This window comes from Peribacillus acanthi (assembly GCF_003073175.1).
Taxonomy (GTDB): Bacteria; Bacillota; Bacilli; order Bacillales; family DSM-1321; genus Bacillus_BN; species Bacillus_BN acanthi.
This window is the reverse complement of record NZ_QBBX01000029.1, coordinates 1-15,277: the sequence shown is the minus strand read 5'-3', so window position 1 is coordinate 15,277 and position 15,277 is coordinate 1. Positions and strand designations below refer to the sequence as shown.

Here is a 15,277-nt window from a genome sequence, read left to right as displayed (position 1 = left end):
GAAATGGACCTGACCTCATCAGAATCCATCGAATTTGCGAAGTTGAATGCGGGAGTTGTGCAGCCTTCTCGTACCGGTATCAATCCATATTATTTAGGACTGAAAATTTTCGAGGACATTGAAGAGCGGTTTGACAATCCAACTGAAGAAATGCTACGTCGGGGAGTCAAGAAAGGATCAGGACGTGCGCAAATGTTTGAAGCACGTGAAGTAGAGTCTGATATTTCTTTCTTAAGAAATTATTTGACGAAGGATTTAGTCATGAGAGAGGATATGTATCTGTTCCAAAAGCAAGGAAAAGACTACAAAATCGTCGATAAACAATGGGAACATGTCCGTGACCAACTTGTTAGCATGCGTGTTAATGGAGGGTTTCCTTATATAACCGTAACAGATGGAGATTACCTAAAAAATGGAGAGCTGTATTTGAAGCACTGGTACGAAGGGATTGAACTAGATGTGAAATATCTCGAAAAAGTTCTTCCTTACATTAACCAGCTTTGGGGTCGCACTTGCCATCTTGAGTCCGTTGTTGAAGGCCGACCAATCTTGTTTACGTATGATAGTAAAGGGATGCATCGGAAATATTTATAAAAAAATTTAACTAGATGTTTATTTATCGTTTTTTCGGAAATAATAATTAGGCAAGATTAAATTGCAATATTGTTTATTTTCAGGAGGCAACAAAAAATGGAACGTGGTAAAGTAAAATGGTTTAACAGTGAAAAAGGTTTTGGATTCATCGAGCGTGAAGGTGGAGAGGATGTATTCGTTCACTTCTCAGCAATTCAAAGTGAAGGGTACAAAACATTAGACGAGGGTCAAGAAGTTACTTTTGAAGTTGAACAAGGACAACGTGGGCCTCAAGCTACGAATGTTCAAAAGGCCTAACGATGAATACAAAAACCAGACTCTGAAAAAAGAGTCTGGTTTTATTTTTGGTCAAAACAGTATTATGCCTGTTTTTCTTTTGAAGCTAAAGAAGAGTTTTGATGAATAAAATCAATCGCTAATTCATTGAACCCTTTTTCGTTTTCAATATTGCACACGTGACCTGTCTTGGGAAGAATGTGAAGCGAGGCATTTTTAAATTTTTTATATCTCTTGCTAACAATCGGCAAAAACATATAATCCTCACTACCCATAATGTAAAGAGTAGGTGTCGAATCAAAGAGCTTTTTATTGGTAAAGAAAGCATTAATTTCTAATCTAAGGATTCTGTACCAACAGAAAAATTCACGTTGTCCTAATTTTACCGCTTCATTAATGAACGCTTTTCTTGCCTCTGCATTATGAGCTCTGGGCATAAGAACCCAAGCAACGAACTGATATAGCCACATATATGGGACAATCCGTTTAAATCCTTCTGCTATTTTTGCGACTAGAAGAAGTGGTGGATGAATTCGTTCAACCGCTCCACCTAATACCATAGATTTGACCCTGGAGGGGGAAATATCTTGAAGTACACGAATTACCATGGTGCCTAATGATATTCCGACAAAATGGGCACCTTGTATTCGATTAGCATCAAGGACATGCAACACTTTTTGGGCAATTCCAACAAAGGAGCGTTCTGAAACGTCCTTTAAACCCTCGTCGTTTCCCCCGTGACCTGGAAGATCTATTAAAAGTAAATTGAAATGTTTACGAAATTCTCTAATTTGCTTAAACCAAAGGGAAGAGCTTCCACCCATACCATGAATAAAAACGACCCATTCCTTGGATGAAGTATGAGCAATTACTTTATGGTGAATAGTTTTCAACAATACAACTCCTTTGTGAGTCTAATAGATAGTAAGTTTTACAGAATGTTTTTATTATACTAAAAAACCCATTTGAAAGAAACTCGAGGATTTCTAAAGATTAAGAGAGATTCATCTTATTTGGGACGCTGGACTACAAAATTCTAGGACTAAGAAGGACACGCACCAAAAAAATCGTTGAAGAATACTGTAGTAATTGACATGAATTTTCTTTGGGTTTAAAATGTTGCTCATAGGAAAACTTTTTAAATTAGTGCATATAATATGATTAGAGTGAAAAGTGGTTATATACCCGTTATATTTTTTTAACCAAAAGTTGCATTAGGTAAACTTTATTAGATAATGGAAAGTAATGCGAAGGAGTTGTTAATCATGAGTTCCGCACTTAAAGTAGAAAGCCTGTTTGTTTCATATCATGGCAATGAAGCGGTTCAAAATGTGAATTTTTCTATTGAAAAAGGGAAGCTAGTAGGGATTATTGGTCCCAATGGTGCAGGGAAATCTACGTTATTAAAGGCATTGCTGAATTTGATTCCAAAAGATAAAGGAGAAGTTCAGATTCATGGGAAGTCGTTTCATGAACTAAAAAAATCAGTTGCGTATGTTCCGCAAAGAAGCAATATTGATTGGGATTTTCCTATCACAGTCTTGGATACCGTACTGATTGGAACATATCCAAAGCTAGGTTTCTTTAAAAAGCCAAAAAAGAAAGAAAAAGAATGGGCCCTTAAATGCCTTCAAAAAGTCGGTATGGAAGCATTCAGTAATCGTCAAATTGGTGAGCTTTCTGGTGGACAGCAGCAACGTGTATTTTTAGCAAGAGCTCTTGCTCAAGAATCTGAAGTATTTTTCCTAGATGAGCCATTTGTTGGGATTGATGCATCTAGTGAAGAAACTATTATTACGATATTAAAAGAATTGAAGAATAATGGAAAAACAATCCTTGTCGTGCATCATGACCTAAGTAAAGTAAGCGACTATTTTGACCAACTAATTCTTTTGAATAAAGAGCTTGTTGGATTTGGCGACATCAACGAAGTATTACGTCCTGAGGTTTTAGCAAAAGCTTATTCCGGACAGTTTTCATTTCTTGAGAGACTTGGAGGTGTATTGTAATGTCGTTTATTGATGCGGTAATCCAATACGATTTTTTACAAAAGGCATTATTGACTTCCACTATGGTAGGAATAATATGCGGCGTGGTGGGTTGTTTCATTATTTTAAGAGGAATGGCCCTTATGGGGGATGCGATTTCTCATGCTGTATTACCTGGAGTTGCCATTGCTTATATGTTAGGAATGAACTTCTTTGTAGGTGCTGTTATTTCTGGAGTATTAACAGCTGTAGGAATTGGTTTTATTAGCCAAAATAGTCGGATTAAAAATGATATTTCGATTGGAATCATGTTTACTGCTGCATTTGCGTTAGGGATTATTTTGATTACCTTGATGAAAAGCAGTACGGATCTTTATCATATTTTGTTTGGAAATGTATTGGCGGTTCGCCCTTCTGATATGTGGACGACATTAGGAATAGGAGTATTTGTTCTACTTTCAATTTATATTTTTTATAAAGAACTTCTTGTAACGTCTTTCGATCCTACTATGGCAGAGGCATACGGTTTACCGGTTAAATGGATACATTATTTCTTAATGACACTCCTTACAATGGTGACAGTCGCATCCCTACAAACAGTTGGTATTGTCCTTGTGGTAGCGATGCTGATTACACCTGCTGCTACAGCCTATTTATTGACTGACCGTTTATGGGTGATGATTTACATTTCTGCTTCCTTAGGAGTAGTAGCATCAGTGATCGGGTTATACTTCAGCTTCACATACAACCTTGCATCAGGAGCAACCATCGTTTTAGTTTCAACTACTATATTCCTATTGGTATTTTGTTTCTCACCAAAACAAGGGATATTATGGCGTTCTATTAAGTCAAAAAGAAAAAAACTATCAATATCACAATAAGGAGGTAATTTATGAAACATCTATTGAAGGTATTCTTATTAAGTCTAGTAGGGGTATTCATTTTAGCGGGATGCAGTGAAAAAACAGAAACTAAAGAAGGTAAGCTACAGGTAGTCACGACGTATTCAATTTTATATGATATCGTGAAAAATGTAGGTGGAGATCAAGTAGAAATCCATAGTTTGGCACCAGTTGGAACAAATCCACATGAATATGATCCACTACCATTAGATATTCAAAAAACGACGGATGCAGATGTTGTTTTCTATAATGGATTGAACCTTGAAGCAGGAAATTCATGGTTTGATAAACTTATCGAAACAGCAGGGAAAAGCGGAGAAGATGGACCTGTTTTCCGAATGAGTGAAGGTGTAGATGCAATGCATTTAACATCTGAAGGTCATAGTGGCGAAGAAGATCCTCATGCATGGTTGGATATCCGCAATGGAATTAAATATGCTGAAAACGCTAGAGATGCATTAATCAAAGTTGATCCAGAACATAAAGCGGTTTACGAAAAAAATGCCAAGGAATATATCTCTAAATTAGAGACTCTTCATCAAGAAGCAATAGATAACTTTAATAAAATACCTAAAGAAAAACGTTTCTTAGTAACAAGTGAAGGTGCGTTTAAATATTTCAGTGCTGCTTATGACTTCCAAGCAGGGTACATTTGGGAAATCAATGCTGAGAACCAAGGGACACCTCAACAAGTAAAGCAAGTGGTCGATTTAATTAATGATAAAAAAATTCCAGTCTTATTTGTAGAAACAAGTATCGATCCTCGTAGTATGGAAATGGTTTCAAGAGAAACCGGAGTACCAATTGGAGGAAAATTATTTACTGACTCACTTGGAAAAGCGGGTGAGGATGGAGACACTTATATCGATATGATGGAATGGAATATCAATACGATTCTTGAGAATTTAAAGTAATGAAAAGGGTGCCGACTTTGGCACCCTTTTCCCGTGTTGGATTAAGAAATTCTAGGCTGGCTTGTTTCACTGTGAGATTTTCTTAATATAGTTTCTAAAATTATCTTATAAGTTTCCTCATCATCCGCAACAAAATGTCCAGCTTTCGGTATATAGTGTTCTTCACAATTTGGAATAGTCGGAGCTAGCTTTTTCATTTCTTCTACAGGAGCCATCGTATCCTCTTCACCATGCCATACATCTACAGGTACTGTAATATCGGAGTGGGAAAATCCCCATGGCTTTGCTATTAAAGCTAGTTCATTTGCACATTCATCTACAGAGATTCTAAAAGCTTCTGCTAAGTGTATCATCATTAATCTTAAATCTTCTTCTTTTTGTAAGAATTGACGATCGCTTTCATTAAGATGCTTATTTCCGTCTTTGTTGAGCTTCATGAATTTTTCAGGATCTTTTTGAATTAGCTTTTTTTGCGAACGATGTGCAGCTTTAATGAGCCAAGGAGCCCATTTGCTCATGAAGAAGGCAACTTTATTCGCAGTCATCATCTTTTTAGGAGGTTTTCCATTAATAAAAGGGACAGCACTTGATACCAATGCAACTGAATCCAAGAGATCTGGTAGTTTGTAGCCACATGCTGCTGCGTAAGCGCCACCTCCAGAAACACCAATTATTGAAAAACGAGTCAGTTTTAATAGGCTTGCAACCTCTCTAATATCATCTGCCCACTCTAAAATAGTACGATTATGTTTTGGGTCGGATATTCCATACCCAGGACGATCTAATGAAATAAGGTGGATACCAGCAGCAATCGCAAGTTCACTGTCTTCTAAAAATAGTATGCGAGAGCCTGGTGTTCCGTGGAAAAACATAACGGGGTACCCAGAACGGTCTCCATATTCGATATACCCTAATTTTCGTCCATCCTTTAATTGTAAAGTCAAGTCAGCCATTTTATCCGCTCCCTTAATTAAAATTAATTATTAAGAATACTTAAATATAGGGAAAAAAAATTACTCTTTAGTCTCAGCAGCTATTTTGTATAGCTTTTCATGAATATCCAGTAGTTTTTCCAAGTCTTCAACAGGAAGTTTTGCATAATATTTTTCGATGATAAATTTTTGATTTTCATCTCCCATTTTAATAAACTGCTGACCCTTTTTACCAAGGTGGACCAGGATTTCACGTCTGTTATCAGGATTAATTTCTCGTTTTACATATTCCTGCTTCTCTAATTTTGAAATGATTTGGCTGGCTGCACTGGCTGTAATGGAGAAGTACTGAGAAATTTCATTAATTGTTCGTGTCTGTGTTCTAAGAAGCTCTAGTATAACCTGTTGTTTTGTTGAGAGATCGGCAAATTCATTGTTTAGATTACTGTTTAAATCATCGAGAAAAATGGCACTGAGGGCATTGGAGTAATCAATGATTTTTGAACATATTACTTGAAGATCTTTATTCATTATGACATCCACCTCTTTAATCACATTATAAACTATAGTTAACATTTAAGTGAAGTTAATTATTAAATAAAATTAATTAAAATTGGATAAAACTGTATGATAAAATATTCAGAGAACTATTCATATAAGGGAGAGATAGTATGAAGGCTATTTTAGTGAAAGAATGGGGAAGTACTGCTGGAATGGTTTTGGAAGAAATCGATCGTCCAACAATAAAACCAAATCAAGTGTTAATAAAAGTGGCTGCGACGAGTGTTAATTTTGCAGATATTAAAACTCGTCATGGAAAAAAGGGAGCTGGAAATCTACCGTACATTCCAGGTTTGGATGTAGCGGGTATCATTGTAGAAGTAGGAACTGAAGTAAAGGAATTACAAATAGGGCAAAGGGTAGTTGCATTCCCTTCTAAAGGCTCCTATGCAGAATATGTAGTGGCTGATGAAATTCTTACATATGTATTACCAGAGGGGATTGATTTTGAAACGGCGGCTGCAAGTCCCATTGTCGCTTTTTTATCGTATAAGCTAGTCGTCGACATTGCTAGATTACAAAAAGGGGAGAACGTTGTCATTCATGCAGCTGCGGGTGGTGTTGGAACGACATTAATCCAACTGGCTAAGTTAATGGGTGCTGGGACTGTTATTGGAACGGTTGGAAGTGAAGCGAAAAAAGAAGTGGCATTAGAAGCTGGAGCCGATTTTGTTCTTCTATATAATGAAGAAAATTTTCCAGCCCAGGTGAATGAGATTATTGGAGGAAATGGAGTAGATGTGATTTTTGATTCAATTTCGGGTGAAGTTGCACAGAAGAGCCTGGATTGTCTTGCGCCATATGGACGCTTAGTTCATTTTGGTAATTCTAGCGGAGAAACGGGTTCCTTTAAAACTGTCGATTTCCATGCAAGCTGCCGTTCTGTGCTTGGATTTAGTTTGGGCACCACAAGGCAAAAGCGTCCAGAAACGTTAAGGTCAACTGCTGAACAAGTCTTCCCATATATAGCGAGCAAACAATTGAAAGTGAAGATTGGAAAACGATATCTATTGTCTGAAGCTGCATTAGCTCAAGATTGGGTGGAAAGTAGAAAAAGTACGGGAAAAATATTGCTTATAGTGGATGAAGAGCTATGTAAGGTAGAGGGGTGAGATAGCTGGAAATTACATTCAGTGTAACTTGGATGCTCATGTTCTTTTTGAATTATGGACTATTAGCAATAATACTCATGAAACTATATAAAAAAAGTGAAGTTAAGCCCGAATTATGGAAAATGCTACTAGTGGCCTTTATTGGATTATTCACATTTAATTTACGAGTTCCATTCGGGGATTCAATAATTGCAGTACCCATTTTGCCCCTAGGGGTATGGATTTGTTACTTCACCATATCGAGAAAAAACAATCAAATAAGATGGGCAAAGTATCGGCAGTTTGCATGGGTAGGTTTTTTTGCAAATTTCTTTTTCCTAGTGACAACTTTATTGGGTGCTGGTTTGCAACAGCTAATTTATCCAGAAAACGCAATCCAAACTTATGTATCAGATATTTCTAATGTCACCATCATCAACACTAATTCTAGTGGCGAACGAGTAAAGCTTAATACTGAAAGTTTTTCTGCCCAGTTATCAAAAATAAAAGTGGATAACTTTGATGTCCAGGTCTGGTATCAGAATACCTGGGAACCTGGAACGGATGAATTGTTTCCTTATATGCTACATGGACATCTTGCCAGCTGGGGAAGTGGGATTAACCCTATTATATATATAGAAAGAGATGGAAAGGGCATCCTAGTCATCCATAAAGGAAAGCAAACTTACTTTACGTGCAATGAGTCCATCCTTTCGATTGTGAAAGGAGGCAAATGAAATGAGGAAAAAGAAGATCCTTTTAGGCATCATAATTCTTTGTCTGATTGCCATCGTTTTATTTATAGTTAGACCTCCAGGGGAATTTCTCACTAAAATTGAAATCCAAGAGAAATTAGCGAAGAGTATGTATCATCAAAAGGCCAAGGATATTCAAGATGTGCTCGTTTTGGATAAAAAACATGTTTTTGTGCCCTTCATTTCAATGGATAATACGTATGGGGGTACATTTTGGATTTGGACATATAAAGGTTGGGAATTAGCGAGCGTAGAAACAAAACTGGCACCAAAGATTTGGAAATTAGATGAGAAAAGATCAAACAAACACTTTATTGTATGGAATATAAATCCTAAAGATGCTGTTGAAAAACTGGAATTAAGATTGTTGAAAAAGAGAAACTATCATATTACGGACGGAGTCCATTATTATACTCCGGCAATTCACATGCTATTTGAGCAGAAAATAGAGGAGAACTCGTATGGAGCTATTCGATTTCCGGATGAATGGGTTACAGTAATGGATAATGACCAAAAGCAGATGCCTAAAAAACCATTGGGCTTATTTCAACCTTTTTATTCAACTGGATTATATATAGGTTGGACTTCCTATGATTCTAATGGTGAAAATGTATTTCCAGAAAGCTCGGTCAATGGCCATGGCTACTATTTTAGGGGACCGAGTTTAGACCATCTAATGATTGTTGATGAATACGAATTAGAGAGTTATTGATAAAATAAAGGTACCTACCATGGTATCTTTTTTGTTTACGCTAAGTTGTGGATTCGTCAATGGAAACTCAGTAGATAAAAAAGTATTAATAAAAAAATTTAACTAACCTGTTGACATTATACCTATAGGGGTATATTATAAGTTATGTGCTGATGACGTAGCACACAATGAACAATGACTTCGGAGGTGAAGGTAGTGATCTATGATGGCAAAGCAAAGAACCGCCTGAAACGGATTGAAGGACAGCTGCGAGGCATCATTCGAATGATGGAAGAAGAGAAGGACTGCAAAGATGTGATAACACAGCTTACTGCAGCTAGGACAGCTATCGACAGAACCATGGCCGTCATTGTAAGTTCCAACCTTGAGCAGTGTATTCGTGATTCGATTGATTCAGGAAAAGAAAGCTCCCAACTTATTGATGAAGCTGTGGGACTTTTGGTAAAAAGTAGGTAGGATTGACAATCATTTTTTTTGATATATAATATACCCTATACCGTATTTATAAAAAAATTTACGTTAATATATACCCATACAGGTAATGGAGGAGATCAAATGACAGAAAAGAAAAAGACAACAATCGTATTATTTAGTGGTGATTATGATAAGGCAATGGCAGCCTACATTATTGCGAATGGTGCTGCAGCTTATGATCATGAAGTTACCATTTTTCATACATTCTGGGGATTGAATGCCCTTCGTAAAGATGAACCAATCACAGTTGAAAAGACATTTATGGAAAAAATGTTTGGTAAAATGATGCCTCGCGGTGCGAACAAAATGGGCTTATCGAAAATGAACTTTGCAGGAATGGGTCCAAAAATGATTAAAGATATCATGAAAAAGCACAATGCAATGCCACTTCCGGATTTAATTGAAATGGCTAAAGAACAAGATATTAAACTGGTAGCTTGTCAAATGACAGTTGATTTACTTGGATTAAAACAAGAAGAAATTATGGATGGCGTTGAATTTGCAGGTGTAGCTGCTTATCTAGCTGACGCTGAAGACGGTAACGTAAACTTATTCATCTAATGCATGAAGCAAATTAGCACAGGATGTCAAAAAGTTATTTTAGCCAATTAAAGGAGGAAATGAATTAATGATTCAAACAAATTCAGTTTTAGACGCAAAAGGCTTAGCATGTCCAATGCCAATCGTTAAAACAAAAAAGATGATGAACAGCCTAGAACCAGGTCAAGTATTAGAAGTGCAAGCAACAGATAAAGGATCAACTGCGGATTTAAAAGCTTGGTCGGAGAGTACGGGTCATCAATATTTAGGTACTGTTGAAGAAGGAGATGTACTTAAACATTACCTTAGAAAAGCAAGTGGAGAAGAAAAAGAAGAAAAGAAACATTCAGCAATCATCACAAACGAAGAGTTACAACAAAAAATGAACGAAAACCAAAACATTGTTGTCTTGGATGTTCGTGAATCTGCAGAATTTGCCTTTAACCATATCCCAAATGCGAAGTCTCTTCCATTAGGAGAATTAGAATCTCGTATATGCGAACTAGATAAAGATCTTGAAATCTATGTTGTTTGCCGTACTGGAAGTCGAAGTGATCTAGCAGCACAAAAGTTAACTGAAGCAGGATTTAAAACTGTGTTTAACGTAATACCTGGAATGAGTCAATGGACTGGTAAAACTGAAAAAAAAGTGAACTAATCTTATTTAAGAGGGGAGTGGGAGACCTCACAGGTGGTAATGCAAAAGGAGGCTCCTAACTTACCCACTAACAAATGTTTAGAGTGGAAAACAACGGACAGACTTAAAGAACATTCTATGTAAAAAAGTTTAAGAAAATCGGATAAAAATTTTTAAAAATATAAATACCATAGGGGGTAAATAAAAATGACAGTTAAAGCGATGACAGCTAAAGAGGTTACAAAGAAGGTATTTAATAAAGAAGAATTATTTATTTTAGATGTTCGAAATGAAAATGACTTTAATGATTGGAAAATTGATGGACACAATTTTGAGTATCTGAATATTCCTTACTTTGATTTACTAGATGGGGTAGAAGAGATCATGGATAAAATCCCTACAGATAAGCAAGTATTAGTGGTATGTGCTAAGGAAGGTTCATCTATCATGGTAGCTGAAATGCTTTCTGAAGAGGGACGTGAAGTATCGTATCTTCAAGGTGGGATGAAAGCTTGGAGTGAATATTTAGAACCTGTTAAAGTTGGAGACTTAAAAGATGGCGGCCAAATGTACCAATTTGTTCGTATCGGAAAGGGTTGTTTGTCCTACATGGTAGTGTCGAATGGTGAAGCTGCTATTATCGATGCGACTCGTATGACAGATGTATATCTAGATTTTGCAAAGAGCATTAATGCTAACATTACTCATGTATTCGATACTCATCTTCATGCGGACCATATTTCTGGTGGACGTAAAATTGCTGAAGCAACAGGTGCTACTTACTGGTTACCACCAAAAGATGCAACTGAGGTAGTATTTAATTACCAACCATTAGAAGGCGGAAATGATGTACTGATTGGCAATACGACCATTAACATTCACGCATTGTACTCACCCGGTCATACAATTGGATCCACTTCATTTGTAGTCGATAACCAATTCTTATTGTCAGGAGACATTTTGTTTATCGATTCTATCGGTAGACCAGATTTAGCTGGTTTAGCAGAGGATTGGGTTGGCGATTTACGTGAGACATTATACAAACGTTATAGAGAATTATCAGATGAATTAGTAGTACTTCCTGCTCACTTTATGATCATTGAGGAATTGAATGAAGATGGAAGTGTATCAGAGAAATTAGGAACATTATTTGCGAAAAATCATGGATTAAACATTGATGATGAAGCAGAGTTCAGAACATTAGTAACAAAGAATTTGCCACCACAACCAAATGCATATCAAGAGATACGTGAAACAAACATGGGGAAAATCACTCCAGACGAAGATAAGCAACGTGAAATGGAAATTGGTCCAAACCGTTGTGCTGTACGTTAATAAATATTACAACAATAAACTTTGGAGGTAATAATGATGGAAGTAACTAAAGTATTAGATGCTAAGGGATTAGCTTGCCCAATGCCAATTGTAAAAACTAAAAAGGCAATGAACGAATTAGAATCAGGTCAAGTACTAGAAATTCATGCAACAGACAAAGGTGCCAAAAACGATTTCGCTGCATGGGCAAAATCTGGTGGACATGAAATTATTAAGCACGAAGAAGAAAATGATGTTCTGAAATTTTGGGTGAAAAAAGGTTAAAAAGTTTTAACAAGTTTCTATTGTGAAAATGGTCAGCATTTTAATTCGTTCTAATGCGACCATTTTCCTTTTATAACGAGTAAGCTTTTTCAAAGGGAATTCACAGATCAATTTTTCTTTTGCAACTAATAAGGAGGTGCTAACATGGATTTTGCTTTTATAGTTACCATTTTTCTCATTGGATTCATAGGTTCATTTATATCCGGAATGGTTGGTATCGGGGGTTCAATCATTAAGTACCCAATGCTTTTATATATACCACCTTTGTTTGGCTTAGCTGCTTTCAGTGCTCATGAGGTATCTGGGATCAGTGCAGTACAGGTGTTTTTTGCAACGATAGGTGGTGTTTGGGCATACCGTAAAGGTGGTTTTCTAAACAAAACACTCATTATCTACATGGGTACAAGTATTTTGATCGGTAGTTTTGTAGGAAGCTACGGCTCTCGATTCATGTCAGAGGGTGGAATCAATCTTGTATACGGAATCCTTGCGTTGATTGCTGCTGTCATGATGTTCGTGCCCAAAAAGGGATTGGACGATATTCCTTTAGATCAAGTTACATTTAATAAATGGTTGGCAGCATTTTTTGCCCTAATTGTAGGGATAGGCGCAGGTATTGTAGGAGCTGCTGGAGCTTTCCTATTAGTACCGATCATGTTAGTAATTTTGAAAATCCCAACAAGGATGACAATTGCTACTTCATTAGCCATCACATTTATCTCTTCCATCGGTTCAACGATTGGAAAAATAACGACTGGACAAGTGGACTACTTTCCCGCTGCAATAATGATTGTAGCTAGTTTGATTGCTTCTCCGCTCGGGGCAAATGTCGGAAAAAAAATGAACACAAAGATCCTACAAATCATTTTGGCTGTATTAATTTTGGCAACAGCCATCAAGATTTGGTTAGATATTTTTTAAATGATTAGACTGAGTTTATTGAGAATGACCATTTTAGTGGCACTCTTAATAAATTCGGTCTATTTTTTATTATTAGGCCCCAATGATGCCCGATTTCTGTTTAGGTGAGAGCAAAAGGGAATCAAACAGGGTCAATGATTCCCTTTTTCTATTTAAGAGGAGGTAAAAGGGAATCAAAGGGCCCCAATGATGCCCGATTTCGTTTCAAGTGAGTGCAAAAGGGAATCAAACAGGGTCAGTAATTCCCTTTTTCTATTTAGAGGAGGCAAAAGGGAATCATAGGGCCTCAATGATGCCCGATTTCGTTTGTGGTGAGGGCAAAAGGGAATCAAACAGGGTCAATGATTCCCTTTTTCTATTTAAGAGGAGGCAAAAGGGAATCAAAGGGCCCCAATGATGCCCGATTTCTGTTCAAGTGAGTGCAAAAGGGAATCAAACAGGGTCAATGATTCCCTTTTTCTATTTAAGAGGAGGCAAAAGGGAATCATACGAATTCGATAATACATTAAGAAAGCAAGGCGCAAGGTGCAATAATGCCAGCTAATGAATATCCCTTTTCTTAAATCGACCGCCACGAACCTCGGAAATATTGGAGAAGGCAAGGAAAGCTCCAGGATCCAATTCCTCTACGATAGCTTTTAATTTAGCTTCTTCTAATCTAGTAATCACGCAAAATATTACCTTTTTATCATCGCCAGTATATGCACCCTCTCCCTGTAGGTAGGTAACACCCCGTCCAAGTCTTGCTAGGATTGCGCTGCCGATTTCACTATGTTTATCACTAATAATCCAGGCAGATTTAGATTCGTCTAGCCCTGTAATCACAATATCAATCACCTTGAATGCGATGAAATAAGCAATAAGGGAGTACATGGCTCGATTCCAGCCGAAAACAAAGCCTGCTGTGGCAAAAATAAAGATATTAAAGAACATAATCAGTTCACCCACAGAAAAGGGGAACCTTTTACTCATCAAAATGGCCAAAATTTCAGTTCCGTCTAAGCTTCCACCATATCGAATGACAATACCTACACCAATCCCTAAAATTATGCCACCAAATACAGTCGCTAACAACAAGTCTTCTGTAAAAACCGGGACATCATGTAATAGCAGGGTTGTAATGGAGAGAATGGTGATTCCAAGCAATGTTGAGAGGGCAAAAGTTTTACCAATTTGTTTATAGCCGATGTAAAAGAAGGGGATATTGAGGATAAAGATGAAATAACCAAGTTTCCAACCACTTAGATGACCAAGGATAATGGAAATCCCGACAATGCCGCCATCTAAAATCTTATTAGGGACTAAGAATTCTTCAATTCCTACCCCCATTAGTATAGCTCCAATCACGATGGCAAAAATCCGCCGAATTAATTTGGATGGTGGTAGTGATTTATGCTGATCATTCATTCCTATAAAACTCCCCCTTTTGTTGAATGGTCGTCAAAGTTATTCTATTTCTTATATATATGCGAAATGCCCATATATGAGATATTAAATTTACGTGTTGTTTTATTTACATACAGCCGCTGAATTAAATAAAATAAAACCCGATCTTTAAAAGACCGGGCACATACTTGAAATTATTGATTTGTATCTTTCTTTGCAATTTTCATTAATCCACGATGGACTTTCATGAATTCAGCATGAACTTTTTTATGATCTACATTGGCTTCTTTGTACATATCTTTAAGTTTTGTCCCATCCGCATGTTTCTTCATGATGTCACTTAAAGATTGATCGGTTGTTTTGGCAAGGACAGCAGCCTTGAAAAGCTTATGATATGAAACCGTTTTTAGATAAGTTTCAATTGTCGCTCTATCTGTACTGCTATAATCAGCCAAGTAATCAATGAAGGGTTCTTTATTTTCTTGGTAAAGCTTTTCGAATTTTTCTTTATGATTTTTATGGATTTGTTTAAAATCCAACCCAAGTTCTTTCGCTGTTAAATCCCAAGTTCCTTGTTCTTTGTAGATTTTTAAGACTTCTTCTACTGTTTTTCCAGAGTATTTTGCAAAGTGAAGGGCATGGAATATTTCTTTTTTTGTATACCCTTGTTTTTCTAACTCTGCTATTTTTTCCTTATCCACATGCTTTAAATGATGATTTTGGGGATGATAGGTCTGTTCTTTTCCATCATGTGTATTCGCTAGTGCAGTTGAGATGGATAAACCAAAAAGTAATCCCGTAATAAAGAGGAAGGACAACCATTTTTTCATATGAATCAAACTCCTTTTCGTAGTATTCATGGATATGGTACCCAATTAAGAGGGAAATATTGATAAAAAAAAGCATTGCTCTTATGAACTGCCCCCTGTAAAGTAGACATTGAAAATAATAAAAATGATTTAAGCGGCTTTAGCTCTATATTCCATAGGGCTAAG

19 protein-coding genes are annotated in these 15,277 nt (G+C 36.7%); 14 read left to right on the top strand and 5 right to left on the bottom strand.

Translation table 11 applies throughout. The features are described 5' to 3' along the window. On the top strand, positions 1-594 hold a 594-nt coding region (locus DBX25_RS19385; RefSeq protein ID WP_240620432.1), incomplete at its 5' end, for a SpoVR family protein. A gap of 96 nt (positions 595-690) precedes the next feature. Further along, positions 691-891, top strand: coding sequence for a cold-shock protein (locus DBX25_RS19380; protein WP_108672399.1), 201 nt, complete (start codon positions 691-693; stop codon positions 889-891). A 62-nt stretch (positions 892-953) separates the two neighbouring features. On the opposite strand, the gene DBX25_RS19375 is transcribed toward DBX25_RS19380, so the two are convergent. Next, positions 954-1,763: an alpha/beta fold hydrolase gene (locus tag DBX25_RS19375; protein WP_240620430.1), complete on the bottom strand. Its 810-nt coding sequence runs from the start codon at positions 1,761-1,763 to the stop codon at positions 954-956. Positions 1,764-2,135: 372 nt separating this feature from the next. On the opposite strand from DBX25_RS19375, the gene DBX25_RS19370 reads away from it, so the two are divergent. From DBX25_RS19370 to DBX25_RS19360, 3 genes are read left to right on the top strand one after another with little or no spacing between them, the layout of a single operon-like run. Beyond that, positions 2,136-2,879 (top strand): metal ABC transporter ATP-binding protein, encoded by a 744-nt coding sequence (locus tag DBX25_RS19370; RefSeq protein WP_108672398.1) that lies wholly within the window; start codon positions 2,136-2,138, stop codon positions 2,877-2,879. Beyond that, positions 2,879-3,739 carry a metal ABC transporter permease gene (locus DBX25_RS19365; protein WP_108672397.1) on the top strand — a complete coding sequence of 287 codons (861 nt, stop codon included), beginning with the start codon at positions 2,879-2,881 and terminating at the stop codon, positions 3,737-3,739. The genes DBX25_RS19370 and DBX25_RS19365 overlap by 1 nt, the downstream gene beginning before the upstream one ends. Positions 3,740-3,750: 11 nt before the next feature. Beyond that, the gene (locus DBX25_RS19360; protein ID WP_108672396.1) at positions 3,751-4,674 is read left to right on the top strand and encodes a metal ABC transporter substrate-binding protein; all 924 of its coding nucleotides are present in this window, start codon (positions 3,751-3,753) and stop codon (positions 4,672-4,674) included. Between the two features lie 41 nt (positions 4,675-4,715). On the opposite strand, the gene DBX25_RS19355 is transcribed toward DBX25_RS19360, so the two are convergent. Then, entirely contained in the window at positions 4,716-5,627 is a 912-nt protein-coding gene (locus DBX25_RS19355; RefSeq protein ID WP_108672395.1) for an alpha/beta fold hydrolase, read from the bottom strand. A gap of 60 nt (positions 5,628-5,687) precedes the next feature. Further along, on the bottom strand, positions 5,688-6,137 hold the full coding sequence (locus DBX25_RS19350; RefSeq protein ID WP_108672394.1) for a MarR family winged helix-turn-helix transcriptional regulator: 450 nt from the start codon (positions 6,135-6,137) through the stop codon (positions 5,688-5,690). Between the two features lie 140 nt (positions 6,138-6,277). Here DBX25_RS19350 and DBX25_RS19345 point away from each other — a divergent pair, with 140 nt between their 5' ends. The 9 genes from DBX25_RS19345 to DBX25_RS19305 all read left to right on the top strand — a co-directional run bounded on the left by DBX25_RS19345 (position 6,278) and on the right by DBX25_RS19305 (position 12,896). Next, the gene (locus DBX25_RS19345; protein ID WP_108672393.1) at positions 6,278-7,279 is read left to right on the top strand and encodes a quinone oxidoreductase family protein; all 1,002 of its coding nucleotides are present in this window, start codon (positions 6,278-6,280) and stop codon (positions 7,277-7,279) included. Between the two features lie 77 nt (positions 7,280-7,356). Continuing rightward, positions 7,357-7,995 (top strand): hypothetical protein, encoded by a 639-nt coding sequence (locus DBX25_RS19340; RefSeq protein WP_157951021.1) that lies wholly within the window; start codon positions 7,357-7,359, stop codon positions 7,993-7,995. A 1-nt stretch (position 7,996) separates the two neighbouring features. After that, the gene (locus tag DBX25_RS19335) at positions 7,997-8,725 is read left to right on the top strand and encodes a hypothetical protein (RefSeq protein ID WP_108672391.1); all 729 of its coding nucleotides are present in this window, start codon (positions 7,997-7,999) and stop codon (positions 8,723-8,725) included. 195 nt (positions 8,726-8,920) lie between these two features. After that, on the top strand, positions 8,921-9,181 hold the full coding sequence (locus tag DBX25_RS19330) for a metal-sensitive transcriptional regulator (RefSeq protein ID WP_157951020.1): 261 nt from the start codon (positions 8,921-8,923) through the stop codon (positions 9,179-9,181). A 99-nt stretch (positions 9,182-9,280) separates the two neighbouring features. Then, complete coding sequence (locus DBX25_RS19325) at positions 9,281-9,760, top strand: DsrE/DsrF/DrsH-like family protein (protein WP_108672389.1); 480 nt, start codon at positions 9,281-9,283, stop codon at positions 9,758-9,760. 67 nt (positions 9,761-9,827) lie between these two features. Further along, entirely contained in the window at positions 9,828-10,397 is a 570-nt protein-coding gene (locus tag DBX25_RS19320; RefSeq protein WP_108672388.1) for a sulfurtransferase TusA family protein, read from the top strand. Between the two features lie 186 nt (positions 10,398-10,583). Further along, a complete protein-coding gene (locus DBX25_RS19315; protein WP_108672387.1) occupies positions 10,584-11,711 on the top strand; it encodes an MBL fold metallo-hydrolase in 1,128 nt (375 codons plus the stop codon). Between the two features lie 36 nt (positions 11,712-11,747). Beyond that, on the top strand, positions 11,748-11,975 hold the full coding sequence (locus DBX25_RS19310) for a sulfurtransferase TusA family protein (protein ID WP_108672386.1): 228 nt from the start codon (positions 11,748-11,750) through the stop codon (positions 11,973-11,975). Positions 11,976-12,119: 144 nt separating this feature from the next. Beyond that, positions 12,120-12,896: a sulfite exporter TauE/SafE family protein gene (locus tag DBX25_RS19305; protein ID WP_108672385.1), complete on the top strand. Its 777-nt coding sequence runs from the start codon at positions 12,120-12,122 to the stop codon at positions 12,894-12,896. Between the two features lie 540 nt (positions 12,897-13,436). Here DBX25_RS19305 and DBX25_RS19300 read toward each other — a convergent pair. Both DBX25_RS19300 and DBX25_RS19295 read right to left on the bottom strand, forming a co-directional pair. Continuing rightward, positions 13,437-14,303, bottom strand: coding sequence for a YitT family protein (locus tag DBX25_RS19300; RefSeq protein ID WP_108672384.1), 867 nt, complete (start codon positions 14,301-14,303; stop codon positions 13,437-13,439). Positions 14,304-14,476: 173 nt separating this feature from the next. After that, positions 14,477-15,112 carry a hypothetical protein gene (locus tag DBX25_RS19295; RefSeq protein WP_108672383.1) on the bottom strand — a complete coding sequence of 212 codons (636 nt, stop codon included), beginning with the start codon at positions 15,110-15,112 and terminating at the stop codon, positions 14,477-14,479. Positions 15,113-15,277: the final 165 nt, after the last annotated feature.

Excerpts from the sequence above, each read along its gene's own strand:
- DBX25_RS19380 (WP_108672399.1), top strand. The coding sequence starts at position 691 with ATGGAACGTGGTAAAGTAAAATGGTTTAACAGTGAAAAAGGTTTTGGA.
- DBX25_RS19370 (WP_108672398.1), top strand. The coding sequence starts at position 2,136 with ATGAGTTCCGCACTTAAAGTAGAAAGCCTGTTTGTTTCATATCATGGC.
- DBX25_RS19365 (WP_108672397.1), top strand. The coding sequence starts at position 2,879 with ATGTCGTTTATTGATGCGGTAATCCAATACGATTTTTTACAAAAGGCA.
- DBX25_RS19360 (WP_108672396.1), top strand. The coding sequence starts at position 3,751 with ATGAAACATCTATTGAAGGTATTCTTATTAAGTCTAGTAGGGGTATTC.
- DBX25_RS19355 (WP_108672395.1), bottom strand. The coding sequence starts at position 5,627 with ATGGCTGACTTGACTTTACAATTAAAGGATGGACGAAAATTAGGGTAT.
- DBX25_RS19350 (WP_108672394.1), bottom strand. The coding sequence starts at position 6,137 with ATGAATAAAGATCTTCAAGTAATATGTTCAAAAATCATTGATTACTCC.
- DBX25_RS19345 (WP_108672393.1), top strand. The coding sequence starts at position 6,278 with ATGAAGGCTATTTTAGTGAAAGAATGGGGAAGTACTGCTGGAATGGTT.
- DBX25_RS19340 (WP_157951021.1), top strand. The coding sequence starts at position 7,357 with ATGAAACTATATAAAAAAAGTGAAGTTAAGCCCGAATTATGGAAAATG.
- DBX25_RS19335 (WP_108672391.1), top strand. The coding sequence starts at position 7,997 with ATGAGGAAAAAGAAGATCCTTTTAGGCATCATAATTCTTTGTCTGATT.
- DBX25_RS19325 (WP_108672389.1), top strand. The coding sequence starts at position 9,281 with ATGACAGAAAAGAAAAAGACAACAATCGTATTATTTAGTGGTGATTAT.
- DBX25_RS19320 (WP_108672388.1), top strand. The coding sequence starts at position 9,828 with ATGATTCAAACAAATTCAGTTTTAGACGCAAAAGGCTTAGCATGTCCA.
- DBX25_RS19315 (WP_108672387.1), top strand. The coding sequence starts at position 10,584 with ATGACAGTTAAAGCGATGACAGCTAAAGAGGTTACAAAGAAGGTATTT.
- DBX25_RS19310 (WP_108672386.1), top strand. The coding sequence starts at position 11,748 with ATGGAAGTAACTAAAGTATTAGATGCTAAGGGATTAGCTTGCCCAATG.
- DBX25_RS19305 (WP_108672385.1), top strand. The coding sequence starts at position 12,120 with ATGGATTTTGCTTTTATAGTTACCATTTTTCTCATTGGATTCATAGGT.
- DBX25_RS19300 (WP_108672384.1), bottom strand. The coding sequence starts at position 14,303 with ATGAATGATCAGCATAAATCACTACCACCATCCAAATTAATTCGGCGG.
- DBX25_RS19295 (WP_108672383.1), bottom strand. The coding sequence starts at position 15,112 with ATGAAAAAATGGTTGTCCTTCCTCTTTATTACGGGATTACTTTTTGGT.